Genomic DNA, 12498 nt, shown 5'->3' with positions numbered 1-12498 from the left:
GAAGGCTTCAGACGGTGCCGAACGGGTTGTCGATGACGTAGCGCCAGCCGTGCTGCTCGTCGTGACGGGCGACATCGGCGGTGACGCCCCAGAGCGAGACCTCCGAGCCGTCGGGGCCGACGCCCGCGATCGACCACTCGGCCATCACGAGGCCCGTGTCGCCGCTGATGAACGCGTGCTTCGTGCGCATCGCGATGGGCAGCCGCAGCGCGAGGAACTGCTCGAGCGCGGGCCGCACCGCGTCGCCCTCGACGGGCTGGCCGGGTGCGGGCACGAAGACCGCGCCGGGTGCGTTGAGGTCGAGCAGGCCGTCGAGGTCCTGGGCGTTGAAGCGCTCGGCGAATGCGAGGGGCAGCGCGTCGAGGGTGGCGACGGGAATAGACATGGGGGCTCCGTTCTTCGAGTAGGTGACCCGGGAGTCGGGTCATCGAGAAAGACGTCGACGAGCGAGAGATGTGACAGATGCCCTCATCCGCCCCGCAGGCGAGCACGCTGCTGGAGCTCATCGCCGATGAGCCCGAGCGGCTTCGACGTCGCGCGATCAGCCTCGGCGTTCGCCCGGACGACGCCGACGACCTCGCGCAGACCGTGCTGCTGCGCGCCTGGAAGGCGATCGACGGCGTGCGCGATCCGGGTGCGGGCACGGTTTGCGCGTGGGTCGACGCGATCGCGCGCAACACCGCCGTCGACCACCTTCGCGGGCGGCGGCCGGACGACCGGCTCGAGGACGAGCCGCAGGCCGTCGCGCCCGCGGCCGACGAACGGCTCGAGGTGCGGACCGACCTTCGGGTGACCCTCCGGGCGATCGGCGAGCTGCCGGAGGCCCTTCGGACTCCGCTCGTGCTCGCGGCGCTCGAGGACCGCTCGGGCAACGAGATCGCCGAGCTGCTCGGCATCAGCCCGGCACTCGTGCGCCAGCGGATCAGGCGGGCGCGTCAGCGCCTGGCGGCCGCGCTCTCCGAGCAGGTCGTCGTGGCCGACCCGGCCCGGGCGGGCCAGCCGGCCCGCGTGGTCCGGCCGGCCCGATCCGCCTGATCCGGCTCAGCCCGCGAGGTACGCGTCGACGAGCTCGCGCAGGCGCCCGCCGTCGAACGACTCGCCGTGGCCCGGGTGCACGATGTGCACGGGCAGGTCGCGCAGGCGGCGCAGGCTTGCGGCGTAGGCATCGCGGTCGGAGCCGTGCAGGCCGTCGAGCAGCACGTCGTCGTAGGCCACGTCGCCGCTGAAGAGCGTGCCGGATGCCTCGTCGAACAGGCAGATCGAACCGGGAGTGTGCCCCGGCAGGTGCAGCACGGTGAATCGGCGGTCGCCGAGGTCGACGACGTCGCCGTCCACGAGAGGGGTCGCCGGGGCGGGCCGCAACCGGTACCCGTCGGGTACGAATCCGGAGGGCCGGGCCGTGATGAGCAGGTCGGGCAGCTGCTCGTCGAGGCCGAGCTGGCCGGCGAGCTCGGGCCCGCGGATCGACGTGCCGCGCGGGTCGTCCATCGGCTCGTCGGCGTGGGCCCGCCGATCGTCGAACTCGTGCGCCCCACCCATGTGGTCGAGGTGCGCGTGCGTGACGACGAGCACCGGGTCGTGCGCGAACAGCTCGGGCCGCTCGTCGCGGAGCGAGGCGATGCCGAGCCCGGCGTCGACGACGAGGTCGCGAGTCGCCCCTCGGACGTGCCAGATGTTGCCGCGCAGGAACTCGTGCACGTGCGGCTCCTCGAGGCGCGTCGTGCGCTCGTCGAGCGGCTCGGCCGAGAACCACCGGTCGACGACGCCGACCGTGTCGAGCGCGTGCGAGGCGGTCATGCCGGCTCGCTGACGGGCTCGGCCACGGTCGAACCGGATGCCTCGTGGTCGGCGCTCGCCGCGGCATCCATGATCGCTCGGCGAACGGCACGCGGCCCGAGCAGCGCGTAGAGCCCGCCGCCGACGACGACGCCCACGAACGGGGAGAGGTCGGCGCCGCCGAGGGCCGCCGCGATCGGACCGGTGTAGAACGTGGTGTTCACGCACAGCGCGGTGACCACGCTGCCGACGCCGAGCGCGAGGCAGCCGGCCGGGTTCCAGCCCCCGAGGTGCCAGTTCGGGCCGCCGCGCGACTCGTCCTGCAGGGCGATGCCGTCGTAGCGGTTGCGGCGCAGCACGATGTCGACGGCGTACACGCCGAGGGCGGGTGCGAGCACGGCGATGCTGATCTCGAGCAGCCCGCTCACGGTGCCGAGGAAGTCGGAGACGAAGAGCGCGTAGAGCGTGAGCGCGACCGCGATCACGGCGTCGAACACGACGGTCACCGACCGCTTCCACCGGATGCCCGACGCCATGAGCGCGAGGCCCGTGCTGTAGGCGGTGAGGGCGTTGTTCGTGATCGACCCGATGACGACGACGAGCAGGAACACCGGGTAGAACCAGGCCGGCACGAGCTCGGCCATCGACTCCTCGGGCACCGACATGTCGACGACGGTGCCGGCGAGCACCCCGAGCGAGCCGATGACCACCGCGGGCAGGAACCCGCCGAACGCCGTCCAGAAGGCGACCTTCGCGGGACTCGACCGCTCGGGCAGGTAGCGCGAGTAGTCGGCGCCCACGAGCCACGAGAGCGGGGCCGACGCGATGATCGTGAAGCCCGCGGCGGCCGCCGCCCACAGTTCGGGGCCCTCGAGCACGCCGCCCTCGGGAACGTACGACAGGTCGGCGTTCGCGAGCACGAACCAGGCGAGCACCGCGATGCCCGCGAGCAGCGCCCACATCACCCAGCCGCTGATCCTCACGATCGTGGCGTGTCCGTAGACGCTGATCGTGAAGGTGAGGAGCGCGAGCCCGATGACGATCGCGGCCATGACCGCGTCGGGGGCGTCGGGGGCGAACCATCGCACGAGCGTGAAGCCGACGAGTGCGCCGACCGAGAGGTTGATCGCCTCGTAGAGTACGCCGATGAGCCAGCCGAGCACCACGTTCACGACCCGGTTGCCGCGCACGCCGTAGAAGCTGCGCGTGATGACCTCGCTCGGCACGCCGGCGGGCGGGCCGCTGATCGCGAGGAATCCAACGCCGATGAAGAAGAGGTTGCCCGCGACGACGACCGCGAGCGCCTGCCAGGCGTCGAGGCCGAGCAGCACGAGGATGCCCCCGAGCACGAAGTACAGGTAGCTCACGCCCGAACTCGCCCACACCGCGAACAGGCTGCGCGGCGTGCCGTGGCGCTCGGCCGCGGGAATGTGGTCGGTGCCGTGCTGCTCGATGCGCCCGGGCCGGGTGTTCGCCTCGTTCGTCGTCTCCGCCGTGTTCGCGGTCTCCGCCATCTGGAACGCCTCCTCGCGTTGTTGGCCTTGCGGCCAATTTCAAGCCACGGGGAGAGTATCGCGTGTTGGCCCATTGGTCAATAAGCCCGGTGCGGATGCCTCCGGCTCGTCAGGCCTCGGGCAGCAGTGCGCCCGGCGGGAGCCCGAGCTCGCGCTCGGCCGTGCTGAACACGAAGTCGATCACGTTCGCGTAGTCGAGCGTGGGCTCGTCGAGGCCGGCCCGCACGGCCGCGTTCGCGGCGAGACCGTCGACGAGCGCGATGATGCGCATCGACGACTTGGCCGAGGCTTCGGGGAAGGCGCCGCTCGCGATGCCCGCCTCGATGATCGCGTCGAGGTCGGCGACGTCGCCCTCCATCTGCCGGATGACCGCCTGCCGGACCGCGGGGCGGTGGGCGCTCTCGCGCCAGGCGTCGAGCCAGAGGAGTGCGGCGGGGTCGCGGTCGTGCGAGACGTAGAACCCGAGCACGCGCCGCATGTCGGCGACCGGGTCGCCCGTCGGACGCGGATCGAGCTCGTCGCGCTCGGCCTCGGCCGCGCGCTCGAACGCGGCGGCGAGCAGTTCGTCGATCGAGCCGAAGTAGTGGGTGACGAGACCCTGCGCGACACCGACCCGCGCGGCGACGCGGCGCGCGGTGATCCTGCCGAGGCCGTCGTCGAACGCGAGCGCGACCGCCGCATCGAGGAGCTCGTCGCGACGGTCTTCGCGCGGGCGTCGCGTGAAGCCGCCGCTCGACTGGGTGCGTGTCATCCCGTTCAGGGTAGCCGGGCCGCCGGTGACCGCGACCGATCGTCAGTCCTCGTCGGCCCGGGCGTCGTAGCGGTCGCGATTCGAGATGATCTCGTCCTGGTGAGCCGACGCCCATTCGGCGATCGCCAGCACGGGACCGGCGAGGCTCTTGCCGAGCGGCGTCGAGCGGTACTCGACGCGCGGCGGGATCTCGGGGAACATCTCGCGCTCGACCAGGCCGTCGCGCTCGAGCTGCCGGAGGGTGTGCGTGAGCATGCGTGCCGAGATGCCCGGCGTCATCTGCTTGAGCTGCCCGAATCGCAGCGGCCCCTCGTGCAGCATGCCGACGAGCATCACGCTCCACTTGTCGCCGATGCGCGACAGCACCGAGCGGAACACCTCGGACTCCGCGGGATCGTGCCCGCACATCTCATGCATCCGCGGCTCGTGGATGGTCGCCATCCGGTCCTCGATCGCCATCGCGCCCCCGTCCCTCCGTCGCTGCCGTCCCCTGCGAGGTTACCAATGGTTACTTTCATGTGCGTCGGTAACCTTGCGTTTCCCGCGGCCTGCTCGGAATACTAACCGATGGTACCTCAGTTACAAGAGGTAACTAAGAAAGGTTCTGAAACTATGGTCGCCCTCACGATCCTCACCTGGGTCCTGTCCGGTCTCCTCGCCGCCGTGATGCTCATGGCCGGGACGATGAAGATCCTCAAGCCGCACGGCGGCCGCCGGCCGATGCCGGTGCTCGACGACTACACCGATGCCCAGGTGCGGTGGATCGGTGTCGCAGAGGTGCTCGGCGCGATCGGCCTCATCGTGCCGCCCCTCACCGGCATCGCCACGTTCCTGACCCCGATCGCGGCGGTGGGCATCGCGATCATCCAGTTCCTCGCGGGTGCCGCCCACCGGAAGCACGGCGAGCGGTTCGTCGGGAACCTCGTGATGATGGTCATCGCGCTCGCGATCGCCGCCCTGCGGCTGCTCGGGGTGTGACGGTCGTGAGCGAGATCTCCACGGCGACGGCCGCCCCCACGCCGAGCCGCGACACCGCCCGTGGGACGGGCGTCATCTGGCTGCTGCTCGGGGCGGCGTTCGTCACGATGCTCAACGAGACGGTGATGGGCGTCGCGATCCCGCACCTCGTCACCGACCTCGGCATCACGCTGCAGACCGCGCAGTGGACGACGACCGCCTTCATGCTGACCATGGCCGTCGTCATCCCCACCACGGGCTGGCTGCTGCAGCGCTTCTCGACCCGGCAGGTCTTCGGGGCGGCCATGACCGCGTTCACGATCGGCACCCTGATCGGCGCCCTCGCACCGACCTTCGAGCTGCTGCTCGTCGCGCGCGTCGTGCAGGCCGTCGGCACCGCGATGATGATGCCGCTCCTGATGACGACGATCATGAACGTCGTTCCCGCGCATGAGCGCGGCCGGTTCATGGGCCGCATCACGATCGTCATGGCCGTCGCTCCCGCACTCGGGCCCGCCCTGTCGGGGTTCATCCTCGAGTCGCTGAACTGGCACTTCCTGTTCTGGACGATCCTTCCCGTCGCGATCGGCGTGTTCGGGATCGGCCTCGCGCTGCTGCGCAACGTCGGCGAACGGGCCCGCACTCCGCTCGACGCCCTGTCACTGCCGCTCACCGCGCTCGGGTTCGGCGGCCTCGTCTACGGCATCAGCACGATCGGCGGCGGCCCCGGCAGCCCCGTCGCGGCCGGCGTGATCGCCCTCATCGTGGGCGTCGTGTTCCTCGCGCTGTTCGTGCGGCGGCAGCTCGCGCTCCAGCGCACCGACCGGGCACTGCTCGACCTGCGCACCTTCCGCTCGCGATCGTTCTCCCTCGCGACCGGCCTCATCGTGATCATGATGGCCGCGATGTTCGGCGCGATCATGCTGCTCCCGATCTACCTGCAGAACGTGCTCCACGTCGAAGCCGCCGCGACCGGCCTGCTGCTGCTGCCGGGCGGACTCGTCATGGGCCTCGTCGCTCCGCTCGTCGGGCGCCTGTTCGACCGGTACGGGCCGCGGCCGCTCGTCATCCCAGGCGCGATCCTCGCGTCCGCGACGCTGTGGGCGCTGACGCGGCTCACCGAGCACACGCCGCCGATCGCCGCCGCCCTGGGGCTCGCCGGCATCGCACTCGGGGTCTCGTTCATGATGACCCCGCTCATGACCAGCGCCCTCGGGTCGCTCAGCCCACGCCTGTACTCGCACGGGTCCGCGATCGTGGGGACAGTGCAGCAGGTCGCCGGCGCCATCGGCACCGCCCTGTTCGTGACCATGCTCGCGATCGGCACCGCGCAGGCCGCGGCCGGAGGCGCCGGATCAGACGCCGCCGGGGCGCACGGCGTGTCGTTCGCGTTCACCATCGGCGCGGCGATCTCCCTGGTCGCCGTCGTCGGCAGCTTCTTCGTCCGCTCGCCCGCGCGGGCGTCCGCGGGCGACGAGCGCGCCGCCGATGCGGCGGCGCTCGCCGCAGAGCTCTGACCGACACCCCATCACCCAACCCCACCATCGAAGGAGACCCCACATGTCCGATATCCGCATCGCCGTCATCGTCGGCAGCACCCGTCCCGGCCGCAAGAGCAAGGACGTCGCCGACTGGGTGATCGCCCAGGCGAACGGGCGCGAAGGCGCGACCTACGAGCTCGTCGACCTCGCCGACTACCCGCTGCCGCACCTCGACGAACCGATGCCGGCCGCCTTCGGCCAGTACGCCGGCGAGCACACGAAGGCGTGGGCGGCGAAGATCGCCTCGTACGACGGATTCGTGTTCGTCACGCCCGAGTACAACCACTCGACCTCCGGGGTGCTGAAGAACGCCCTCGACTTCCTCTACGCCGAATGGAACGACAAGGCCGCCGCGTTCGTCGGCTACGGGGCCGTGGGCGCGGCACGCGCGGTCGAGCACCTGCGCGGCATCGCCTCCGAACTGCAGATCGCGCACGTCCGCCAGTCGCTCGCGTTCTCGGGCTTCACCGACTTCGAGAACTACACGACGTTCAAGCCGGCCGAGATCCACGAGCAGTTCGCGGCCACCATGTTCGACCAGCTCGAGGCCTGGACCGTCGCGATGCGATCGGTCCGGCAGTCCGACATCGTCGCCGCGGCGGCCTGAGGGAGCGCCGCAGCCGCTGTTCAGCCAGCGGATGCGAGCGCGATCGGCAGCACCTCGGCGCCGGGCAGCCCGGCGAGGTAGGCACCCGAGACGAGCAGCTTCGCGTCTCGGGTGCCGCCGCCGACGATGAGGCGCTCGTGCGCCGCGACCGACTCGTCGACGAGGATCGGCCAGCCCTCGGGCAGCCCGACGGGCGTGATGCCGCCGACCTGCATGCCGGTGAGCTCGACCGCGAGGTCCATGGGTGCGAACGACAGCTTGCGCGCGTCCAGGTTCCGGCGCACGGCGCCGTTGACGTCGAGCCGGTCGGCGCCGCGCACGAGGCAGGCGGCGTACCAGGTGCGGTCGCCGCGGCGGGCCTGCACGACGACGCAGTTCGCGCCGTCGCCCGGCGAGATCTCGTAGTGGTCGCAGAAGGCGGCGGTGTCGGCGAGCGATGCGTCGATCGCGGCGACGAGCACGTCGCGGTCGGGCGCGGCCGCCAGTGCGGCGGCCGTCGGCGGGGCGAGCAGCTCGGGCGAATCGACGGCGGGCGAGAAGTCGAGGGTTCCGAAGCGCATGGTGGCAAGCGTAGGCGGGAATGGGCTTCGAGACGCGTCCTCCCTCGCCGGGCGCTCCTCGACCCGCTGGGGGACTCGAACTTCCGGTCGATGCCGGGCCCGAGGCATCCCTCTACGCTCGAAGAGGAGGAACCATGGATCTCGAGCCGATGCTGCTGAAGCTCGACCGCATCGCCGGCGGCAAGGCCGCGGGCGTGAGGGTCGCCGACGAACTCGTCGGGCACCCGCGCACCCGGCGCGCGTTCACGTGGATCACCTGGCTGCTGGCCGTCGAGGTCGTGATCGGCGGGGCGGCGTTCGTCGTCGCGGCCGTGCTGCTCGCCAACGGCACGGTGCTCGCGTTCCCGGTGTGGATGCGCATCCTCGTCGTGCTCGGCATGACGGTGACGCTCTTCTACTTCGCATGGCGGGCGCAGAAGGGCTACCGCTGGGCGTACTCCCGGCTGCGGCTGTTCAGCAAGATCTTCCCGGTCGTCACGCTCGTGATGGCGGCGATCCCGGGGCTCTTCCCGTTCTGGATGGTGACCGAGCAGATCGTGTTCAGCCTCATCCTCATCGGCATCGCCGACTTCCTCGACAGCGACCACATGCGGCAGGTGTTCCGGAAACCGGACGAGCCGGTCACGCCCGACGAGCCGGACGCGCCCACGTCGGCGTAGTGGTGCGGACCGGTCGCGTGCCTCAGAACGGGCGGGCGAGCAGGCGGGATGCCTCGTGCGTGAACTCCGCGATCACGTCGGCGACCGGGCGCGAAGAGCGCAGCAGTCCGACGCCCTGGCCGGCATCGAACGGCACGAGGTCGTGCTCGCCGGCCGCGTTCGCGCGCGAGAACTCGGCCTTGAACGCGGCGAGGTCGCCGCCACCGCCCTGGCCGTCGCCGCGGAGCTCGGGCGCGCGGTGCCCCCACTCGTCGACGAAGGCGTTGCGGATCACGCGCTCCGGGAAGCGGTCGGGCCACGGCAGCCCGAGGGCGGCGTCGGCCGCCGTCGTGTTCACCGTGTCGTCGCCCGTCGCGGCGAAGATCACCGGCTTCGCCGACTCGGGGGTGAGCGCCTCGGGGCTCGCGATGAACGCGGTGCCGATCCAGGCCGCGTCGGCGCCCGCCGCGAGCACCGCCGCGAGGCTGCGTCCCGAGCCGACGCCGCCCGCCGCGAGGACCGCCGGGGCACCCGGACGACCGACCGCTGCGTCGGAGCCGGCCCCCGAGCCCGCCCGCCCACCGACCGCGTCGAGCACGGCATCGAGCAGGGCGAGGGTGCCCAGCCGGGGGTCCCCGTGACCGCCGCCCTCCGAGCCCCGCGCAACGACCACGTCGACGCCCGCGTCGGCGGCGACGACCGCTTCGGCCGCCGTGTAGACCTGCGTCGCCGCGAGGCATCCCGCGTCGTGCACCCGCTCGACCCAGTCGAAGCGGGTCGCGAAGCCGACCGACACGAGCGTCGGGCCGGCGTCGAGCGCGACGTCGAGCATCGCCGGGTCGCGCTCGAGGCCCCAGTGCACCATGCCGATGCCGAACGGGTGGGCGGCCGCGTCGTCGCCGCGCGCCGCTGCGAACTCGGCGAGCTGCGCCTCGAGCTTCACCGCCGACCCGGCGCTGCCCATGCCGATCATGCCGAGGGCGCCGGCCCGGCACACCGCGTCGGCGAAACGCCCGCCGGCGACCCCGCCCATCGGAGCGCTGACGATCGGCGTCGCGAGGTCGAGCGAGCGCGACCACGGGGTCGAGAGCCGGGGAGGGGGCTCGAGACGCTCCGCTCCTCGAACACCGGAGTCGCTGCGACCGGTCGCGTCGTTCACGCCTGCACCTCCTGCGCGGCCGCCCAGTCCAGGAAGGCCGGATCCGCCGACACGATGCGCGACACCTCTTCGCCGCCGTCGCAGCGGCACAGGCTCACGATCGCACCGTCGTCGGTCAGTTCGCGCAGGGCCCAGGTTCCGCCGAAGCTCTCCCAGCGCTCGAGCTCCTCGAGCGGGGTGCGGGCGACGCGCGACGCCTCGTCCGGCGTCGGCTCCGAGACATCCGGCGGTGAACCGGCGGTGGGCGACTTGCGCGTCCACCCGACCTGCTCGCCCCGGTCGAAGAAGTGGCGGAAGCTGTAGATGAGCGGGTGCCACGCGTGCGGATCGATGTGCTGGGTGCCGGGAACGTTGAGCTCGGGCAGCGCGTGCACCCGCACGACCTCCACCTCGACCATGAAGTAGCCGGGGTCGACGCCCGGGGTCATCCGGCGCACCTCGGCCTCGAACTGCAGCGGTGCCTCGCGCACGCGCGGGGGCGTAACCAGGTCGGAGGGTTGCGCGCCGAAGCCGGCGAGCTCGAACTTGCGCGGTTCGAACCGGTACTGGTCGGCCTTCGCGTCGGGCACCGGGTCGCGTCCCGTGACGGCCGAGAGACGCTCGACGTGCCGCCACTGCGCCGCCGCCGGGAAGTTGACGGTCAGCTGCGGCCGCTCGAGGAGGTTCTGCGCCGACTGGCCGTCGGCCTCGAGGCCGAGCACGAGCATGCGGCCGAGCGCCCAGTGGCCCGACGCCGGCGCCAGGTTCGCCGTGCCATCGGGGTTCTCGGTGACGACGAGGTAGACGGGCGTACCGACGTAGAGCACGGTCGGCTCGATCACGAGGTGGGCATCGGGCCCTTCGGGTCCGGTGCTCGTCACGGCGGGTCCGGGTGCATCGGCTCGCGTCATTGTTCGCCTCCCGGCGGTCGGTTCGCGGATGCCTCCACGGTACGCCCGCTCGCTGCCCGCGCCGCCGAATATGACGGCGCGGGCGGCGACACCCGACGCCGGACGATGCGGGGCTCAGGCGGCGCCGAGCCCGACGCCCAGCCCCTCGCGGAACCCGTCGCGCCACGTCGCGTACCGCGGCCGCCACGAGAGCTCGGCCTTCGCCTTCGCGTTCGACGAACCACGCGCCGTGGTCATCCATGAGACGCCGAACTCGCCGATCATCGTGCGCGCGATCCAGGCCGGCACGTGCATCGGCGGCTTCGCGCCGATCGCCCGGGCGAGCTCGGGCAGCCACTCGGCGACCGCCGCGGGCTCGTCGTCGACGATGTTGTAGATGCCGGCGGCCCCGTGGGTGACCGCCGCGACGGTCGCGGCCGCCGCGTCGTCGATGTGGCAGAACGACCAGACGCCCGCCCCGTCGCCCACGATCGGCACCTGCCGCTTGCGCACCGACTCGAACATCTGGCCGCCCTCGCCGAGCGACTGGCCGGGCCCGTAGAAATTGCCGTATCGCAGCGCGAGTCCACCCGCGGCGACGGCCGCTCGCTCGGCATGGGCGATCGCGGCGAGCGACTTGCGCGCCGACGGCACCGGGTTCGGGTCGAGCTGGTCGGCCTCGGTCTTCACCCCGGCGCCCGCGTGCTCGTTCGTCCAGCCGGTGTAGCTCTGCACGATGATCCGTTCCGTGCCCGCCTCCCGGGCGGCGGCGATGAGCGTGTCGGTGCCGCGCGTGCGCAGGTCGTTCGTGACGGCGAACGTCTCGTCGAAGCGCTTGAAGTCGAACCTGCCCGACAGCGACGTGAGCTGGTGCACGAGCACCTCGGGCGAGGCGTCGAGCACCGCGCGGCGGATCGACGCATCATCCGTGGCATCCATGATCACCCCGCGGCCGCCCGCGGCCCGGATGCGGGCGATCCCGCCGTCGCTGTGCGCCGTGCCCGTGACGTCGTGCCCGGCCGCGACGAGCAGCGACACGAGTCGCGAACCGACGGCTCCCGAACCACCGGCGATGAAGATCCTCATGATGTCGTCCCTTCTCTCTTCACCACCTCCGACGGGCGACCCCGCCCGGGTGTGACAGGCGGAGGGAAGAACGCGTGTGACAGGCTGGGGCGATGGTCGACCTCGTGCTCGAGACCCCCCGGCTGCGGCCGCTCATGTTCTCGATCGCCTATCGCATGCTCGGCAGTGTGAGCGAAGCGGAGGACGTCGTGCAGGCCGGCCTGCTGCGCATCCACGAACGCGTGCGCAGCGGCGAGGCGATCGAGCGCCCCGACGCCTTCGCGTCGACCGTCACGACGCGGCTGTCGATCGACGTGCTGCGTTCGGCCCGCCGCACGCGCGAGGTGTACGTGGGCCCCTGGCTGCCCGAGCCGCTGCTCGCCGACGACGCCGACCCCGCTCACCGCATCGAGCACGACGAGACGCTTTCGATCGGCGTGCTCACGATGCTCGAGCGCCTCGGCCCCGTCGAGCGCGCGGTGTTCGTGCTGCACGAGGCCCTCGGCTACGACTACACCGAGATCGGCGAGATCGTGGACCGCGATCCGGCGGCATGCCGGCAGATCATGCACCGGGCGCGGCAGCGTCTCGCGGCCGACGGTGCGAGATTCGAGGTGGATGCCTCGGAGGCGGCCCGGCTCGCGAGCGAGTTCCTCGAGGCGCTGCGCGCGGGCGACGTCGACGCCGTCGTCAGGCTACTGGCGCCCGACGTCGTGATGACCGCGGACGGCGGGGGCAAGGCGCCGGCCATCCAGCACCCGATGTCGGGCGACGTCGCGGTCGCGAGGTTCCTCGTCGGGCTCATGCGTCGCGGCGACGCGCTCGGGGTGGTCGCCGAGCCGACCGTGGCGAACGGCGAGCGCACCGTCGTCTTCCGCGGTCGCGACGGCGCCGTGCTCTCGGTGCTGACGCTGCACGTCGAGGGCGACGCGGTGCGTTCGCTCGCGAACCAGCTGAACCCCGACAAGCTCGGGCACCTCGGGCCGGTCGGCGACCTCTTCGCGCTGCTGCGCGACGGCGCGTCATCCGTGTGACGGCGGTTTCGATACGCGTCCGACTCC

15 protein-coding genes are annotated in these 12498 nt (G+C 72.0%); 6 read left to right on the top strand and 9 right to left on the bottom strand.

Features of this window, described 5'->3' with window-relative positions:
• Positions 1-7: 7 nt before the first annotated feature.
• Positions 8-385 (bottom strand): YybH family protein, encoded by a 378-nt coding sequence (locus tag AC3RJ7_RS15400; protein WP_491456727.1) that lies wholly within the window; start codon positions 383-385, stop codon positions 8-10.
• A gap of 77 nt (positions 386-462) precedes the next feature.
• On the opposite strand from AC3RJ7_RS15400, the gene AC3RJ7_RS15395 reads away from it, so the two are divergent.
• Positions 463-1035 (top strand): RNA polymerase sigma factor, encoded by a 573-nt coding sequence (locus AC3RJ7_RS15395; RefSeq protein ID WP_491456726.1) that lies wholly within the window; start codon positions 463-465, stop codon positions 1033-1035.
• Positions 1036-1041: 6 nt separating this feature from the next.
• On the opposite strand, the gene AC3RJ7_RS15390 is transcribed toward AC3RJ7_RS15395, so the two are convergent.
• From AC3RJ7_RS15390 to AC3RJ7_RS15375, 4 genes are all read right to left on the bottom strand, one after another.
• On the bottom strand, positions 1042-1797 hold the full coding sequence (locus tag AC3RJ7_RS15390; protein ID WP_491456725.1) for an MBL fold metallo-hydrolase: 756 nt from the start codon (positions 1795-1797) through the stop codon (positions 1042-1044).
• Positions 1794-3290, bottom strand: coding sequence for a purine-cytosine permease family protein (locus AC3RJ7_RS15385; protein ID WP_491456724.1), 1497 nt, complete (start codon positions 3288-3290; stop codon positions 1794-1796). Before AC3RJ7_RS15385 ends, AC3RJ7_RS15390 begins: the two co-directional genes overlap by 4 nt.
• Before the next feature lie 109 nt (positions 3291-3399).
• Positions 3400-4041 carry a TetR/AcrR family transcriptional regulator gene (locus AC3RJ7_RS15380; protein WP_491456723.1) on the bottom strand — a complete coding sequence of 214 codons (642 nt, stop codon included), beginning with the start codon at positions 4039-4041 and terminating at the stop codon, positions 3400-3402.
• A gap of 42 nt (positions 4042-4083) precedes the next feature.
• Positions 4084-4500, bottom strand: coding sequence for a winged helix-turn-helix transcriptional regulator (locus AC3RJ7_RS15375; RefSeq protein ID WP_491456722.1), 417 nt, complete (start codon positions 4498-4500; stop codon positions 4084-4086).
• 153 nt (positions 4501-4653) lie between these two features.
• Here AC3RJ7_RS15375 and AC3RJ7_RS15370 point away from each other — a divergent pair, with 153 nt between their 5' ends.
• From AC3RJ7_RS15370 to AC3RJ7_RS15360, 3 genes are read left to right on the top strand one after another with little or no spacing between them, the layout of a single operon-like run.
• Positions 4654-5019: a DoxX family protein gene (locus AC3RJ7_RS15370; protein WP_491456721.1), complete on the top strand. Its 366-nt coding sequence runs from the start codon at positions 4654-4656 to the stop codon at positions 5017-5019.
• Positions 5020-5024: 5 nt separating this feature from the next.
• Positions 5025-6515, top strand: a complete 1491-nt coding sequence (locus AC3RJ7_RS15365) for a DHA2 family efflux MFS transporter permease subunit (protein WP_491456720.1) — start codon at positions 5025-5027, stop codon at positions 6513-6515.
• Between the two features lie 43 nt (positions 6516-6558).
• Positions 6559-7146 (top strand): NADPH-dependent FMN reductase, encoded by a 588-nt coding sequence (locus AC3RJ7_RS15360; RefSeq protein WP_491456719.1) that lies wholly within the window; start codon positions 6559-6561, stop codon positions 7144-7146.
• Positions 7147-7166: 20 nt separating this feature from the next.
• Here AC3RJ7_RS15360 and AC3RJ7_RS15355 read toward each other — a convergent pair whose 3' ends face one another.
• Entirely contained in the window at positions 7167-7706 is a 540-nt protein-coding gene (locus tag AC3RJ7_RS15355) for a YbaK/EbsC family protein (protein WP_491456718.1), read from the bottom strand.
• 134 nt (positions 7707-7840) lie between these two features.
• On the opposite strand from AC3RJ7_RS15355, the gene AC3RJ7_RS15350 reads away from it, so the two are divergent.
• A complete protein-coding gene (locus AC3RJ7_RS15350) occupies positions 7841-8365 on the top strand; it encodes a hypothetical protein (RefSeq protein ID WP_491456717.1) in 525 nt (174 codons plus the stop codon).
• A 22-nt stretch (positions 8366-8387) separates the two neighbouring features.
• Here the strand turns inward: AC3RJ7_RS15350 and AC3RJ7_RS15345 are convergent, their stop codons facing one another.
• The 3 genes from AC3RJ7_RS15345 to AC3RJ7_RS15335 form a co-directional block, all read right to left on the bottom strand.
• Positions 8388-9503, bottom strand: a complete 1116-nt coding sequence (locus AC3RJ7_RS15345; RefSeq protein ID WP_491456716.1) for an NAD(P)H-dependent flavin oxidoreductase — start codon at positions 9501-9503, stop codon at positions 8388-8390.
• Positions 9500-10393: a flavin reductase family protein gene (locus tag AC3RJ7_RS15340; protein WP_491456715.1), complete on the bottom strand. Its 894-nt coding sequence runs from the start codon at positions 10391-10393 to the stop codon at positions 9500-9502. Before AC3RJ7_RS15340 ends, AC3RJ7_RS15345 begins: the two co-directional genes overlap by 4 nt.
• Positions 10394-10507: 114 nt before the next feature.
• Positions 10508-11458, bottom strand: a complete 951-nt coding sequence (locus AC3RJ7_RS15335; protein WP_491456714.1) for an NAD-dependent epimerase/dehydratase family protein — start codon at positions 11456-11458, stop codon at positions 10508-10510.
• Positions 11459-11550: 92 nt separating this feature from the next.
• Between AC3RJ7_RS15335 and sigJ the strand changes: the two genes are divergently transcribed.
• A complete protein-coding gene (gene sigJ, locus AC3RJ7_RS15330; RefSeq protein ID WP_491456713.1) occupies positions 11551-12471 on the top strand; it encodes an RNA polymerase sigma factor SigJ in 921 nt (306 codons plus the stop codon).
• Positions 12472-12498 lie beyond the last annotated feature (27 nt).

Source organism: Agromyces solani (genome assembly GCF_058349925.1).
Note: the sequence above shows the minus strand (reverse complement) of the source record. Positions and strands in the feature narration are given on the sequence as shown.

Coding starts and splice junctions, on each gene's coding strand:
- AC3RJ7_RS15400 (WP_491456727.1), bottom strand. CDS start 385: ATGTCTATTCCCGTCGCCACCCTCGACGCGCTGCCCCTCGCATTCGCC.
- AC3RJ7_RS15395 (WP_491456726.1), top strand. CDS start 463: ATGCCCTCATCCGCCCCGCAGGCGAGCACGCTGCTGGAGCTCATCGCC.
- AC3RJ7_RS15390 (WP_491456725.1), bottom strand. CDS start 1,797: ATGACCGCCTCGCACGCGCTCGACACGGTCGGCGTCGTCGACCGGTGG.
- AC3RJ7_RS15385 (WP_491456724.1), bottom strand. CDS start 3,290: ATGGCGGAGACCGCGAACACGGCGGAGACGACGAACGAGGCGAACACC.
- AC3RJ7_RS15380 (WP_491456723.1), bottom strand. CDS start 4,041: ATGACACGCACCCAGTCGAGCGGCGGCTTCACGCGACGCCCGCGCGAA.
- AC3RJ7_RS15375 (WP_491456722.1), bottom strand. CDS start 4,500: ATGGCGATCGAGGACCGGATGGCGACCATCCACGAGCCGCGGATGCAT.
- AC3RJ7_RS15370 (WP_491456721.1), top strand. CDS start 4,654: ATGGTCGCCCTCACGATCCTCACCTGGGTCCTGTCCGGTCTCCTCGCC.
- AC3RJ7_RS15360 (WP_491456719.1), top strand. CDS start 6,559: ATGTCCGATATCCGCATCGCCGTCATCGTCGGCAGCACCCGTCCCGGC.
- AC3RJ7_RS15355 (WP_491456718.1), bottom strand. CDS start 7,706: ATGCGCTTCGGAACCCTCGACTTCTCGCCCGCCGTCGATTCGCCCGAG.
- AC3RJ7_RS15350 (WP_491456717.1), top strand. CDS start 7,841: ATGGATCTCGAGCCGATGCTGCTGAAGCTCGACCGCATCGCCGGCGGC.
- AC3RJ7_RS15340 (WP_491456715.1), bottom strand. CDS start 10,393: ATGACGCGAGCCGATGCACCCGGACCCGCCGTGACGAGCACCGGACCC.
- AC3RJ7_RS15335 (WP_491456714.1), bottom strand. CDS start 11,458: ATGAGGATCTTCATCGCCGGTGGTTCGGGAGCCGTCGGTTCGCGACTC.
- sigJ (WP_491456713.1), top strand. CDS start 11,551: ATGGTCGACCTCGTGCTCGAGACCCCCCGGCTGCGGCCGCTCATGTTC.